Annotated in this window: 9 protein-coding genes; 3 read left to right on the forward strand and 6 right to left on the reverse strand. The window is 65.0% G+C overall.

The window, feature by feature from the left end:
- Window positions 1-12: 12 nt before the first annotated feature.
- The gene (gene malQ, locus QX128_RS29100; protein ID WP_316239228.1) at window positions 13-1,965 is read left to right on the forward strand and encodes a 4-alpha-glucanotransferase; all 1,953 of its coding nucleotides are present in this window, start codon (window positions 13-15) and stop codon (window positions 1,963-1,965) included.
- Between the two features lie 39 nt (window positions 1,966-2,004).
- Window positions 2,005-3,816 carry a glycoside hydrolase family 15 protein gene (locus QX128_RS29105; RefSeq protein ID WP_316239229.1) on the forward strand — a complete coding sequence of 604 codons (1,812 nt, stop codon included), beginning with the start codon at window positions 2,005-2,007 and terminating at the stop codon, window positions 3,814-3,816.
- Between the two features lie 23 nt (window positions 3,817-3,839).
- On the opposite strand, the gene QX128_RS29110 is transcribed toward QX128_RS29105, so the two are convergent.
- From QX128_RS29110 to QX128_RS29135, 6 genes are read right to left on the reverse strand one after another with little or no spacing between them, the layout of a single operon-like run.
- Window positions 3,840-4,652, reverse strand: coding sequence for an HAD family hydrolase (locus QX128_RS29110; protein WP_316239230.1), 813 nt, complete (start codon window positions 4,650-4,652; stop codon window positions 3,840-3,842).
- A 19-nt stretch (window positions 4,653-4,671) separates the two neighbouring features.
- Window positions 4,672-5,166: a gluconokinase gene (locus tag QX128_RS29115; RefSeq protein WP_316239231.1), complete on the reverse strand. Its 495-nt coding sequence runs from the start codon at window positions 5,164-5,166 to the stop codon at window positions 4,672-4,674.
- A 22-nt stretch (window positions 5,167-5,188) separates the two neighbouring features.
- Window positions 5,189-5,938 (reverse strand): 6-phosphogluconolactonase, encoded by a 750-nt coding sequence (pgl, locus tag QX128_RS29120; protein WP_316239232.1) that lies wholly within the window; start codon window positions 5,936-5,938, stop codon window positions 5,189-5,191.
- Between the two features lie 2 nt (window positions 5,939-5,940).
- Window positions 5,941-7,464 (reverse strand): glucose-6-phosphate dehydrogenase, encoded by a 1,524-nt coding sequence (gene zwf / locus QX128_RS29125; protein ID WP_316239233.1) that lies wholly within the window; start codon window positions 7,462-7,464, stop codon window positions 5,941-5,943.
- On the reverse strand, window positions 7,461-8,498 hold the full coding sequence (gene gnd, locus QX128_RS29130; RefSeq protein WP_316239234.1) for a phosphogluconate dehydrogenase (NAD(+)-dependent, decarboxylating): 1,038 nt from the start codon (window positions 8,496-8,498) through the stop codon (window positions 7,461-7,463). Before gnd ends, zwf begins: the two co-directional genes overlap by 4 nt.
- Before the next feature lie 14 nt (window positions 8,499-8,512).
- Window positions 8,513-11,359: a bifunctional transaldolase/phosoglucose isomerase gene (locus tag QX128_RS29135; protein WP_316239235.1), complete on the reverse strand. Its 2,847-nt coding sequence runs from the start codon at window positions 11,357-11,359 to the stop codon at window positions 8,513-8,515.
- A 1,177-nt stretch (window positions 11,360-12,536) separates the two neighbouring features.
- On the opposite strand from QX128_RS29135, the gene QX128_RS29140 reads away from it, so the two are divergent.
- The gene (locus tag QX128_RS29140) at window positions 12,537-14,480 is read left to right on the forward strand and encodes a PrkA family serine protein kinase (protein WP_315805437.1); all 1,944 of its coding nucleotides are present in this window, start codon (window positions 12,537-12,539) and stop codon (window positions 14,478-14,480) included.
- Window positions 14,481-14,665: the final 185 nt, after the last annotated feature.

A 14,665-nucleotide genomic window follows, 5' to 3' on the forward strand; every position in this document is an offset into this window, starting at 1 on the left:
ATCGCGTGCCGAATGGATCTCTACAGCGAAGCCCATAGTCTCGGAATCCTGACAGAATTCTACGATGGTCAGGGGCAGCGTCGCGTCACTGACGAAGCGGCACTCAAGATCATCGTGGAGGCCTTTCCCAGGCCCACGCCGCACCGGCTGCTGAGCGGTGCGATCGTGATTCGGTCCGGCCAGCCGGCGCGAAGCCGCCTGAACGAGGCGGCGAAGCTGCCGGTCAGGTGGACCATCAGGCGTGGCGACACCGAGATCGCAAAGGGAGACGCTGGCGAGGCCCTGGTCGAGTGGCCGGGTGATCTGCCGGTCGGCAGCTACCGCCTCGAGCTGGTGGATGCGTCATCCTACCGCGAGGAGCTGCCGCTGCTGGTCGCGCCGGCGAAGGCCTTCGCCGGCGATTTCGACCGCGTCTGGCTGCTGGCGGTCCAACTCTATGGCATCCGCTCGGCCCGCAACTGGGGCATGGGCGACTTCACCGACCTTGCCAATCTCATCACGCTTTGCGCCAAGCTCGGCGCCGATGGTGTCGGGCTCAATCCGCTGCACGCGTTGTTCGACGACCGGCCGGGTGACTTCAGCCCCTATGCACCGAACAGCCGGCTGTTCCTGAATGCGCTCTATGTCGATGTGGAGCAGGCGCCGGGCTTTGCGAAGGGGCCCGGCAGCAAGGTGCTGGAGCCGCTGCGACAAGCCGAGCTGGTGGACTACAAGGGTGTGGCGGCGTTGAAATGGCCGGCCCTGCGCGCCGCCTTCGACGCCTTCATGGCCGCGCCCGACGCCGCGGCCGCTGCGGAGTTCAAGGCCTATCGGGCCGAGCGCGGCGAGCTGCTGGCGCGCTTCTCCTGCTTCGAGGTGTTGCGGCATCGCTTCCAGAAGCCCTGGTGGGACTGGCCTGAGGAGTGGCGGCGGCCCGATGCCGCGCGCTGCGCGGCGCTGCTCAGCGGCGCCGACCGGAGGGAGGCCGAGTTCATCGCCTATGTGCAGTGGCTCGCCGAGCGACAATTGCGCCATTGCCGGGATCTCGCGCATCGGCTGGGAATGAAGGTCGGCTTGTATCTCGACGTCGCAGTCGGCGTTCAATCCGACGGCTTCGATGCCTGGAACGAGCAGGGCGCCATCTCGCGCACGCTGTCGGTCGGAGCGCCGCCCGATCCGTTGAACACGGTCGGGCAGAACTGGGGATTGGCCGGCTTCAACGCGCCGGGGCTGGCGCTGAGGAATTTCGAGCCGTTCCGGGAGATGATCAGGGCGTCGATGCGCCATGCCGGCGCGATCCGGCTCGATCACGTGCTCGGTTTGAAGCGGCTCTATCTGGTGCCGCACGGATTTCCGGCCAAGCAGGGCGCGTATGTGCAGATGCCGTTCGATGCGCTGCTCGCCGCGACCGTCATCGAGAGCGTGGCCAACGACTGCATCGTCATCGGCGAGGATCTCGGCACCGTGCCTGAAGGCTTTCGCGAGCAGATGGCCGATTGGGGACTGTGGTCCTACAAGGTGATGATCTTCGAACGCGACGACAACGGCCGCTTTCGCGACGTTGACTTCTATCCGCCGAATGCGCTGGTGACGCTGAACACCCACGACCTCTCGACCTATGCCGGCTGGCGCTCGTTCGGCGATCTCAAGACCAAACGCGGGCTGGGCATCGATCCCGGCGAAAGCGACCAGGATCGCTGGGACGCCTTGGGGCTGTGGGACGAGGTGCTGCGCCACAACGGCATTCAGGCCAACGACGTCCACTCGGCGATCGCCTTCCTGTCGCGGACACGGTCGCGGCTGCTGGTGATTTCCCTGGAGGATCTGCTGCAGGTGGTCGATCAGCCCAATATTCCCGGCACGATCGACGAGCATCCGAACTGGCGCCGCAAGATGCCGGTCAAGCTCGAGGACATCACGGGTGCGACCAGCGTCGCGGCGTTGAAGGCGGCGACCGCCGAACGGATCAGCCCGGCCGGCGTTTAGAATGCGGGGATCGAGGGGGCAATTGCACGCGGATGCCGAATGTCCTGCAGGATCGAAGACTACGCGCTGATCGGTGATTGTGAGACGGCTGCCCTCGTAAGCCGAAACGGTTCGATCGACTGGCTGTGCTGGCCGGCGTTCGATTCCGACGCCTGTTTCGCTTCCCTGCTGGGCGATCGCAGCCATGGCCGCTGGCTGATCGCGCCGCGCGGCGATATCCGCTCGACGTCCCGCCGCTATCGTGGCGACAGCCTCATCCTCGAGACGCGGTACGAAACCGCGACCGGCACCGTCGAGCTGGTCGATTTCATGCCGCCGCGGGGCAGCGCCTCCGACGTCGTCCGGCTGGTCCGCGGCGTCGCCGGCCGGGTCGCCATGCGGATGGAGCTGATCATCCGTTTCGGCTTCGGCATCGAGATTCCCTGGGTCAAGCGCTCCGAGGATCGCTCCGCGCTGCTTGCCATCTGCGGCCAGGACATGGCGGTGCTGCATACGCCGATCGCCACCCGCGGCGAGGACATGACCACGGTTGCGGAGTTCGAGGTCGCGGCCGGCGACACCGTGCCGTTCGTGCTGACCTACGGTCCCTCGCATCTACCGGTGCCCAAGGCGATCGATCCGCTTCAGGCGCTTGATGACACCGAGACCTTCTGGGCCGACTGGTCGCGCCGCTGCACCTATCAGGGCGAGCACCGCGAACTCGTGATGCGCTCGCTGATCACCCTGAAGGCGCTCACCTATGCGCCGACCGGCGGCATCGTCGCGGCGCCGACCACGTCGCTGCCGGAGAAGCTCGGCGGCCGGCGCAACTGGGACTATCGTTTCTGCTGGCTGCGTGACGCGACGTTCACGCTGCTCGCGCTGATGAACTCGGGCTACACCGAGGAAGCGCTGGCCTGGCACAACTGGCTGCTGCGCGCCGCCGCCGGCGCACCGGCCTATATGCAGATCATGTACGGCATCATGGGCCAGCGGCGGCTGATGGAGTGGGAGGCCGAGTGGCTGCCCGGCTACGAAGGCGCCCGGCCGGTGCGGATCGGCAACGCCGCGCACGCCCAGCTCCAGCTCGACGTCTACGGCGAGCTGATGGACGCCTTCCACCAGGCCCGCATGACCAGGCTCAAGCTGGAAGACGGCACATGGGACCTGGAATGCGCGGTGCTCGATCATCTCACCGACGTCTGGGACCAGCCCGACCACGGCATATGGGAACGCCGCGGCGACGGCCGTCACTACGTGTTTTCCAAGGTGATGACCTGGGTGGCGTTCGATCGCGCGATCAAGAGCGCGGAGAAATTCGGGTTCAAGGCGCCGCTGGAGCGCTGGCGGCGGCTGCGCGAGACCATTCATCGCGACGTCTGCGCCAAGGGTTATGACGAAAGCCTCGGCAGCTTCGTCGAGTCCTATGGCTCGCGGTTGCTCGATGCCAGCCTGCTGCTGTTGCCGGCGGTCGGCTTCCTCCCCAGCTCCGATTCGCGCATTCGCGGCACGGTGGACGCGATCGAACAGCATTTACTACGGTACGGCTTCGTGCTCCGGCACGATCCGCGCGATGTCCCTCCGGACGAGCAGCAGCCGATCGAAGGCGCGTTCCTTGCCTGCACGCTGTGGCTGGCCGACGCCCATGTCCTGGCGGGCGATACGGAAAAGGCCGAGACGCTGTTCCGCCGCGTGGTGAACATCGCCAACGATGTCGGACTGCTGGCCGAGGAGTACGACAGCGAGGCCCGGCGGCAGACCGGCAATTTTCCCCAGGCGCTGACGCATATCGCGCTGATCAACACGGCGCAGAATCTGAGCAGCGCCAGGAAGGCCAGCGACAAACCCGCAAGGCAGCGGTCGGAGGCCTGAGCTCCCGCACGTCAGCTTGCGGATCAGCCTTGCGCGTTTTCCGCCAGGATCATCTCCATGGCATTGGCAAAGCCTTCGTCCTGATTGGACGTGGTGATGCGCTTGGCTTTGCTCTTCACCTCGTCACTGGCATTGCCCATGGCGATCGACAATCCGCTCACCTCGAACATCGCGACATCATTGTGCATGTCGCCGATGGTCGCGACTTGGTCGAGCGGGATACCGAGCCGCTGAGCCATCGCGCTGACGAAGGTGCCCTTGTCATGTCCGGGCGGAGTGATGTCGAGATAGTAGCTCTGCGAGCGCACCGCTGTCGCTTCCGCGCCCAATGCCTGCTGCATCTGGCTCTCGCAGCCCGCCAGCAGCGCGAAATCGCTGCTCGCGCCGACGATCTTGCAGGCGTTCGCCAGATAGGGCGAGAAATCGCCGACGATCGTCGGCTCCGCGCGTATCGCGCGCCGCTCGTTCGGGACGTACTCACCGTCCGGATTGCGCGTCACCCAGGCGTCGTTGGTGAAGACCCAGATGTCGACGCCGGCTTGATGCAGCAGGTCGACGCAGCGTGCGGCGGCCGCGGGCGGGATCAGGCTCTGCTCGAGCGGGCGCATGGCGGCGTCGACGATTGAGCTGCCGTTGAACGGCCCCACCGGAAGGCTGATCTGCAGCGGCTCGATCAGAAAGCGCATTCCGATCGCGGGGCGGCTCGAGGTGAGCGTGAAGCCAACGCCGGATTCGTGCAGCCGCCGCGCCGCCTTCGCGGCCCGTTCGGTCAGAACCTTGTCCTTGGTCAGCAGCGTGCCGTCGACGTCGGATACGACGAGAGCGATGCGGGTCATGAGCCCTTCCTGTTTGCGGTCAGGCTCGTCCCTGACCGCTGTGAAGCTGTTGCAGGATGTCGTCCACGATCGCCGCGACCGGCGCGTCGACCGAGACCGTGATGGGATGCTCGGGGGCGCCAGGCGGTTCCAGGGTGGCGAACTGGCTGGTGAGCAGGCCCGGCGGCATGAAGTGCCCGGCGCGATGCTTCATCCGCTCGCCGATCAGCTCCTGAGTGCCTTGGAGATAGACCATGCGGACATCGTCGCGGCCGCCGACCAGGATATCGCGATAGGCCTTCTTGAGCGCCGAGCAGGCGATGATGATGTGCTGGCCCGCGCTGCGGCATTGCGCGATCTCCGTGGCAATGGCATGCAGCCAGGGCCAGCGATCCTCGTCGGTGAGCGGGTGGCCCGCGCTCATCTTGGCGACGTTCGCGGGCGGGTGAAAGCTGTCGCCATCCTCGAAGCGCCAGCTGAGGCGTTGGCCCAATGCTTGCCCGATCGTGCTCTTGCCGGAGCCGGAGACGCCCATGATAATGAGCGCATGGGGCAGGTCAGATGTCGCCACTTTGCCTCTCCGGCCAGGCCTCGCTGTCGATCAGCAGGATCGTCTCCCGAATCGAGCGGGCGCGATTGGCGGGCAGGTCTTCGCCGGCCAGCACGCGCGTCATGATCGCGCGCTTGTCGGCGCCGGCGACCTCGAACAGCATGGTTCGGCAGGAGGCGAGCGCAGGCAAGGTCAGGCTGATCCGCGGCACGAAGGGTGCGACGTGAGCCTTGTCGACGCCGACAACCCAGCGATCGGCGATATCAACAGCGGGAAAGCCGGGGAATAGCGACGCGACATGGCCGTCGGAACCGATTCCGAGCAGCACGAGGTCGAACAGCGGCCGCGCAGAGTCGAGCCGCGCGGCGCCGTAGAACGCTTCCAGCGCGCGCTGATAGTCGCAGGCACTGGCCTCCGGGTCCGATCTATCGGTCGCGATCGGGTGGATGTTGGCGGCCGGCGCGCAGGCATCGAGGAACGCGTGGCACGCCATGGTCATGTTGTGCAGGGGATCGCCGGGCGGAACATATCGTTCGTCACCGATGAACCAGTGCACGCGCGTCCAGGGAATCCGCTCGCGATACGCGTCCATCGCCAGCAGCTGATAGAGCTGCTTCGGGCTCGATCCCCCGGTGAGGCAAACGGCTATCGTCGCCGGATTGGCATCGATCCGGGCCAGGAGATGTTCGGCCGCGACCCTCGCCATCGTCGCCCGGTCGGCGACGCGCACGAGGTTGCGGTCCTGCGGTCCGACCACGGCTAAACCAGCTTGCGCCAGCTGCGGCCGTCGCGGGCCAGCAGATCGGCCGCCGCCTCAGGTCCCTCGCTGCCGGCCGCGTAGGAATGCAGGCCATCGCGGCCGGCCTTCTTCCAGGCCTCGATGAATGGCTCGACGGCCTTCCAGCCGGCCTCGACGCTGTCGGCGCGCTGAAACAGGATGTTGTCGCCGATCATGCAGTCATAGATCAGCGTCTCGTAGCCGGTGGCGGGCTCGGCCTGGAAATAGTCCTTGTAGTTGAACTTCATCTGCACGCCGTCGGTGCGGATGGTCGGCCCCGGGATCTTGGTGTTGAACTGCAAGGTGATGCTCTGGGTCGGCTCGATGCCGATGACGAGATAGTTCTCGGCCAGGGTCTCGATCGGGGTGCAGCTGAACATCGCGAACGGCGCCTGGCGGAACTTGATCGCGACCTCGGTGCGCTTGGCGCCGAGCGCCTTGCCGGTGCGCAGATAAAACGGTACGCCGGCCCAGCGCCAATTATCGATGGTGAGCTTGAAGGCCGCGTAGGTCTCGGTGGTGCTGTCGGGGCGAACGTCCTTGCTCCTCACATAATCCGGCAGCTCGGCGTCGCCAATCATGCCGGCCGTGTACTGGCCGCGCACCGAGTTGAGCAGCGCCTCCCGTTCGCTCAATGGCTGGATCGCCGACAGCACCTCCGCCTTCTCGGAGCGGACGGTATGCGCATCGAACCGCGCCGGCGGCTCCATCGCCACCAGCGAGAGCAACTGGAAGAGATGGTTGGGGACCATGTCGCGCAGCGCGCCGGTCGCGTCGTAGAAGCTGCCGCGCGTGCCGACGCCGAGCTTCTCCTCGACGGTGATCTGAACGTGGTCGATGTGATGCCTGTTCCAGATCGGCTCGAACATGCCGTTGGCGAAGCGCAGCACCAGGATGTTCTGCACCGTCTCCTTGCCGAGGTAATGATCGATCCGGTAGATCTGGTGCTCGGTCACGAGTTGCAGCAGCGTGTCGTTCAGTTTTTTGGCCGAGGCGAGATCGGTGCCGAACGGCTTTTCCACCACAAGGCGGCGCCAAGCCTTGCCGTCCTCGCGAAGCAGCCCGACGCGCCCGAGCTGTTGCGCGATCGGCGCAAAGGCGCTCGGCGGCGTCGCCATATAGAACAGCCGATTGCCGTGGGTCTCCCGCGCGGCTTCGAGCTTTTCCAGCCTCGCCTTCAACTGATCGAAGCTTTCCGGCTCCTTCGGATCGGCCTCGATCGCAGTCACACATTGCAACAGGCGCTGCGCGATCTCATCCTCGATTGGGCGTGTGGCGTATTTGCGCAGGCCCTCCATGAGATTGTCGCGCAGTTGCTCGCTCGACACGCCCTTGCGGGCAATGCCGACGATGCAGAACCTGTCAGGCAGCAGATGATTGGCCGCGAGATTGTAAAGCGATGGCAGAACGAGCCGATGGGTCAGATCGCCGGTCACACCGAAGATCACGAAGGCGCAGGCGTCAGGCTTCTGATGTCGCGGCTGGTGCGGATACAGCGGGGTCACGCGCGGTCGTCCCTGGGCTTGACGATCCCAGGCGCGCTCTGGCGCGCCGGATCTGAGTGCTGTTCGGGCTCCTTGTGCCCACCGAAGCCTTCGCGCATCGCCGAGAGAATCTTCTCAGCGAAGGTGTGCTCCTGGCGCGAGCGGAAACGCGCGAACAAAGCGGCCGTCAGCACCTCGGCCGGCACGGCCTCGTCGATCGCCGCGTTCACGGTCCAGCGGCCTTCGCCGGAATCCTCGACATAGCCGGAATATTTCTCCAGGCCGGGCTGCCGCGCCAGCGCGCTGGCGGTGAGGTCGAGCAGCCAGGACGGAATGACGCTGCCGCGGCGCCACACCTCGGCGACGTCAGCGAGATCGAAGTCGAAGCGATGTGCCTCGGGCAGCGCCTCGCTGTTCGCGTTCCTGAGGATGTCGAAGCCCTCGGCATAGGCCTGCATCAGGCCATATTCGATGCCGTTGTGGATCATCTTGACGAAGTGGCCGGCGCCAGTCGGCCCGGCATGGATGTAGCCCTGCTCGACGCGCGGGTCGCGGCCGTCCCGGCCCGGTGTGCGCGGGATGTCGCCGATGCCTGGCGCCAGCGTCGCGAAGATCGGATCGAGCCGGTCGACGACCGGCTTGTCGCCGCCGATCATCATGCAGTAGCCCCGGTCAAGGCCCCAGACTCCGCCGGAGGTGCCGACGTCGACATAGTGCAGACCGCGCTCCCTCAGCGCCTTGCCGCGGCGGACGTCGTCCTGCCAAAAACTGTTGCCGCCGTCGATGACGACGTCGTCTTGGCTCATCAGCTTGGTGAGCTGCTCGACGGTGGCTTCCGTGATCTTGCCGGCCGGCAGCATGATCCAGGCGTGCCGCGGGGGGGCGAGCTTGCCGACGAATTCCTCGAGGCTCGCGGCGCCCACCGCACCCTCGGAGACCAGCGCGGCGACCGCCTTTGCGTCGCGATCATAGACCACGCAGGCGTGTCCCGCGCGCATCAGGCGGCGCACGATGTTGCCGCCCATCCGCCCGAGACCGATCATTCCCAATTGCATCGACGACGCCCTTCCTAGCTCAGCGCTTCACTGATCGCGCTGTCGAGCATCTTCAGGCCCGATTTCAGATTGCCCTTGAGATGGACCCGAAGAGCCCGGCGCCCGCGCTCGGTGAGCACGTCGAAATCGCCGCGCGCCTGCGCCGCCTTGATCACGCCGAAGCTCGCCTTCTGCCCGGGGATCGGCAGATCCTCGGCGTCGTCAGCCGTGATCTGGAGAAACACGCCGCTGTCCGGACCGCCCTTGTAGGCCTGGCCGGTCGAGTGCAGGAAGCGCGGACCGAACTCGGCGCAGGTGGCGAGGTGCTTGGCATCGCGCAGCCTCAGCCGGATCCGCTGTAGCGTGTCGATATTGCCGGCGTTGCGGTCGATATAGCCGAGCAGGGCGATGTAGTCGCCGGCGCCGGCGCGGCCAAGATGCGCCTTCAGCCAGGACGCGAGCGTGCCGTCGGCGCCATGCTCGCGCAGGCTCTCGGCGTTCTGAGCATCGGTGTAGAGCTCGCAGCCCTTGATCGATGCAACCGGCTGCTCCTCCGGCAGCGCGCCGCTCTGCTCGAACGCCGCCGTCAGCTCGCGGGTCTTGATCTTGGCGGCTTCGACGTCGGGCTGGTCGAACGGGTTGATGCCGAGCACGGCGCCGGCGACGGCGGTCACCATCTCGAAGCGGAAGAATTCCTGCCCGAGCTGGTCGATCGACGTCATGACGATGCGCACGACCGGATGGCCGGCCTCCTCGAGCGCGGCGAGCTTCGCATCATGGCCGGTCACGTCGTCGCCGTCGACCTTGATATCGATGAAGAAGCGGTCGCTGCCATAAAGCTCAGGCGACGCCACCGGTTCGCCCTCGATCGGGACCAGGCCCTTGCCCTCCTTGCCCGTGGACTCCGCGATCAACTGCTCGGCCCAGGCGCCGAAATCGGCGATCTTGGGCGAGGCGAAGATCGTCACCTTGTCGCGGCCCTCGAGGCCGGCAAGCCCCATCGCCAGACCGAGCTGCACGCCCGGGTTCTGCAGCGGCGGCACGTCCGGTCCGCAGGAGCGCACCATCGACAGCGCCTGCGTGATCAGCTTGCGCACGTCGATGCCCGCGGTCGCGGCCGGCACCAGGCCGAACGGCGACAGCACCGAATAGCGGCCGCCGATGCTCGGCTCGCCGTGGAAGATGCGGGCGAAGCCTTGCGCCTTGGCCGCCTTCTCCAGCGACGAGCCGGGATCGGTGACGGCAATGAAGCGATGGCCGGCCTTGTTCGGCCCGATCGCCTCGGACACGCGCGCGAAGAAATAGTCCTTCATCGCGTTCGGCTCGGTGGTGCCGCCCGACTTCGAGGAGACGATGAACACCGTCCTGGTGATGTCGATCGCCTTCTCCATCGCGCGCACCTGCGCGGGATCGGTGGAGTCGAGCACGTGCAGCCTGGGGAAGCCGGCCTTGCGCGGAAAGGTCTCGGCCAGCACCTCCGGCCCGAGGCTGGAGCCGCCCATGCCGAGGACCACGGCGTCGGAAAACTTCTGTCCCTTCACCCGCTGCGCATAGTCCTCATAATCGGCGATATCGGCCTTGTCAGCGCTGGTCAGCCAGCCCAGCCATTTGTGCTCGTCACGGCCGGTCCAGACCGTCGCATCCTTGTGCCAGAGCCGGCGGATCCTGGCGTCCTTGCGCCAGTCCTCGGTAGCGGAGGCGACCTTCTTCTCCAGATCAGCAGCAATGGCGATCGTCTGCTGCCCAAGTCCTGCTCCCAGCACGACGGCGCGCTTGTGCGCAACCGCGCCGTAGAGCTTGTCGGCGGCGTCCGCGAACTGCTTGACGCCGTCGACCACGAGATCCGCGGTGATGTCGTCGAGGGATATGCCGGTCTTCGCCAGATCCTCCAGGGCGGCCCGGGCGGCGTCGACGTCTTCCTCCAGACTGTCGCGCACCTCTCCGTGATCGCGGAAGGCATCCAGCGTGGCCGGCGGCACGGTGTTGACGGTGTTCGGTCCGATCAGCTCCTCGACATAGAGGACGTCGCGGTAATCCTTGTTCTTGGTGCCGGTGGAGGCCCAGAGCAGTCGTTGCGGCTTGGCGCCGTGCGCGGCCAGCCGCTCCCAGCGCGCGCCGGCGAACAGCCGCTTGTAGTCCTGATACGCCATCTTGGCGTTGGCGATGGCGATCCTGCCCTTGAGCGCGGCCAGCCGCTCCTTCTCCGAGGGATCGTTGGCCTGGGCGATCTTCGCGTCGAGCTGCTTGTCGACCACGCTGTCGATGCGGCTGACGAAGAACGACGCCACGCTGGCAACATGCGACGGATCACCGCCGGCGGCGACATAGGCTTCGAGGCCGGCAATGTAGGCTTCGGCGACCTGCCGGTAGACTTCTTGCGAAAACAGCAAGGTGATGTTGACGCTGATGCCCTTGGCGATCAGGTGCTGGATGGCCGGCAGGCAGGCGTCGGTCGCCGGCACCTTGATCATCAGATTCCTGCGGTCGACCGCCTTCCAGAGCTGCTCTGCCTCGGAAATGGTGCCCTTGCTGTCCATCGCCAGATAGGGCGAGACTTCGAGGCTGACGAAGCCGTCATTGCCATCGAAGTGGTCGTAGACGGGCCGCAACACGTCGGCGGCATTCTGGATGTCCTCGACGGCGACGGCCTCGAACAGCTGCGTCGGCGATCGATCGCCGTTCTTCAGCGCCGCGGCGATCGGCGCGTCATATTCATCGGAGCTGCCGATCGCCTTCTCGAAAATCGCGGGATTCGAGGTGATGCCCTTGACGCCATCCTCATCGATCAGCCGCTTGAGGTCGCCCCTGGCGACGAAGCCGCGTGCGAGGAAATCGAGCCAGACCGCCTGGCCGTGTTCTTCGAGAGCTTTGACCGGATTCATGATGCCTATCTATGTGCGTCGGCTTGCTTTTTCGGGTTCCCGCCTGGCGGCCTGCCAGGTCGTGGACCTCACATGAACAACTATGCGCCAGCCCACAGGAGAACGCCATTCATAATGGATTGATCCCTCTGGAATCCCAAGAGCTTCGTACCGGGTGCGACGTGCCGGCGGCGTGCGCTCGGCGGGAGACTTGCAGGCACTCTGAAGCAGGCAGTCTGAAGCCTGCACTCTGAAGCAGGCAGTCTGAAGCCTGCGGTCGGCCGTTCGACCAAGGCGGGGGAAAGGCCCGCCAAGCGCGGCCGGTGTTCGGCTCGCGTCGGTCTATGCGACTCCCGCGCCGGAGGTCTCCCGTCGTGGGCGAGCAAATGCCGCCGATCAAACCTTCTCCGCCTTGCAATGCTGGAAAGGGGCCACATGTGTTCTGGGTAATGGTGCCTCACGTCACAGATCAAGGCGAGCGTGTTGCGATTGTCGCCTCGGCTGCGCCTCGTGATTGGCGGATAACCCATGATGCTTTCTGCTTGCAGACATTCGGTGGCGAGCCGCACCCTGATCATGGCAATGATCAGCATCGAGTGATCCGTCCGGCTTCGGCGGTGCGTTGCGTCACGACATTCGGTTCTAGCGGTGAACATGTGTGCGGATGGCTGTGAGATGCGCGCGTGCATCGCTCGCCGGGTCATGATGACATCGTATGACCGCTGGCCGACGCGCTTGCAGCTTGGCTGTGTCTGTTTGACCAGCCGTGGCTGGCGCGCATCACGTCGCGCCACGAATGAGACATTCGCTGCCTGGCGCAGATGCGCGACGATTGGCGTTCACTCGCGGTTCACTTCCGGAAGGGAGACTGATTGCGGAGCTGTCACGCCACCAGTTCACGTGGCTTCACAACACCTTGTGCGGCGCAGGAAGACTACGGTGCCGGGGTATTGCGGATGTTGCGAAGCAGAGACAATGAGGTACAAATGGGGAGAGTCGGCCGGCTTTTGCCGAACTATTGAGCGAAGTGCATGTTGATAGGGCATATGCTGCATGCACTTTGCGTTGCGGAAAAGGACGAAGACGGTGCCCAATGGGGGCTAGCGCGCTTCACTCTGAGTCGGTTCGGGATCAGCAGGAACGTACTTAGATCTCGGCCCGTTGCAGCAGTGCGGCGGAACCTACGTGGAGAGGGATCATGTACAACGATTCGTTGTTCAACGCGTTCGCAAGGTCGTTCGAGGCACGCAGCCAGACCGACATGTCGATGCAGGAATATCTAGAATCGTGTCGAACCGACCCGATGCGATACGCGAACGCCGCTGAACGACTACTAGCTGCGATCGGTGAGCCTCAGATGATCGACACGGCCAAGGACCCACGCCTTGGCCGTATTTTTTTGAACCGGACGGTTCGGCTGTATCCCGCGTTCGCCGGCTTCTATGGCATGGAAGACACGATCGAGCGCATCGTCGGCTTCTTCCGCCACGCCGCGCAAGGTCTCGAAGAGCGCAAGCAGATCCTCTATCTGCTCGGACCGGTCGGCGGCGGCAAGTCGTCGCTCGCCGAACGGCTGAAGCAGTTGATGGAAGCTCATCCGATCTACGTGCTCAAGGCCGGTGATGAGCTGAGCCCGGTCTTCGAATCGCCGCTCGGCCTGTTCGATCCCGACACGCTGGGCCCGATGCTCGAGGAGAAATACGGCATTCCGCGCCGCCGTCTATCCGGTTTGATGAGCCCGTGGTGCTACAAGCGACTCGAGGCCTTCGGCGGCGACATCTCGCAGTTCCGCGTCGCCAAGATCCAGCCGTCGCGGCTGCGGCAGATCGCGATCGCCAAGACCGAGCCGGGCGACGAGAACAACCAGGACATCTCCTCGCTGGTCGGCAAGGTCGATATCCGCAAGCTCGAAACCTACGCCCAGAACGATCCCGACGCCTACTCCTATTCGGGCGGCCTCAACCGCGCCAACCAGGGCATCCTCGAATTCGTCGAGATGTTCAAGGCGCCGATCAAGATGCTGCATCCGCTGCTGACGGCGACGCAGGAGGGCAACTATATCGGCACCGAGAACATCGGCGCTATTCCCTACAACGGCGTGATCCTCGCCCACTCCAACGAGGCGGAGTGGCAGAGCTTCAAGACCAACAAGAACAACGAAGCCTTCATCGACCGCATCTGCGTCATCAAGGTGCCGTACTGCCTGCGCGTCACCGAGGAGCGCAAGATCTACGAGAAGCTGATCCAGGGCTCCGAGCTCGCCACCGCGCCCTGCGCGCCGGCGACCCTGGACACCCTGGCCCGCTTCTCGGTGATGTCGCGCCTGCGCAAGCACGAGAACTCGACCTTGTACGCCAAGATGCGGGTCTATGACGGCGAGAGCCTGAAGGAGTCCGATCCGAAGGCGCGCAGCGTGCAGGAATATCGCGACGCCGCCGGCGTCGACGAGGGCATGGACGGCATTTCCACCCGCTTTGCCTTCAAGGTCCTGGCCGCGACCTACAATCACGACACGGCGGAAGTGTCCGCCGATGCCGTGCACTTGATGTATGTGCTGGAGCAGTCGATCAAGCGCGAGCAGCTGCCGGAGGAGGTCGAGAAGCGCTACCTCGAATTCATCAAGGCGGACCTCGCGCCGCGTTACGCGGAGTTCATCGGCCACGAGATCCAGAAGGCGTATCTGGAATCCTACTCCGATTACGGCCAGAATCTGTTCGACCGCTACGTCGACTACGCCGACGCCTGGATCGAGGATCAGGACTTCAAGGATCCCGATACGGGACAGCTGCTCAATCGCGAGCTGTTGAACCAGGAGCTGACCAAGATCGAGAAGCCGGCCGGGATCGCCAACCCGAAGGACTTCCGCAACGAGGTTGTCAAGTTCTCGCTGCGCTCCCGGGCCCAGAACGGCGGAAAAAATCCGTCCTGGACCTCCTACGAAAAGATCCGCGAGGTCATCGAAAAGAGGATATTCTCGCAGGTCGAGGATCTGCTTCCGGTGATCTCGTTCGGGACCAAGAAGGACGGCGAGACCGAGAAGAAGCACGACGACTTCGTCGCGCGCATGGTCGAACGCGGCTACACCGAGCGGCAGGTCCGCCGGCTGGTCGAGTGGTACATGCGGGTGAAGCAGGCAGGTTGATCGCGGTCCGGCGCCGATGTTCACTGCATGTGCTGCAGGCCATCGGCGGATATTGGCGCCGGGACGACGAGGCGAGCGGAACGTTCGACGCTGAACTTTGATGGGACGCGTCGGGCAGCGAATGATGCGGGTCCGGTATCGGGTCTGATACTGCACCGCGGCATCGCGGCGGGGGAGAGCGGGAG

The sequence above is a fragment of the Bradyrhizobium sp. SZCCHNR1015 genome (assembly GCF_032489875.1).
Lineage (GTDB): Bacteria > Pseudomonadota > Alphaproteobacteria > Rhizobiales > Xanthobacteraceae > Bradyrhizobium.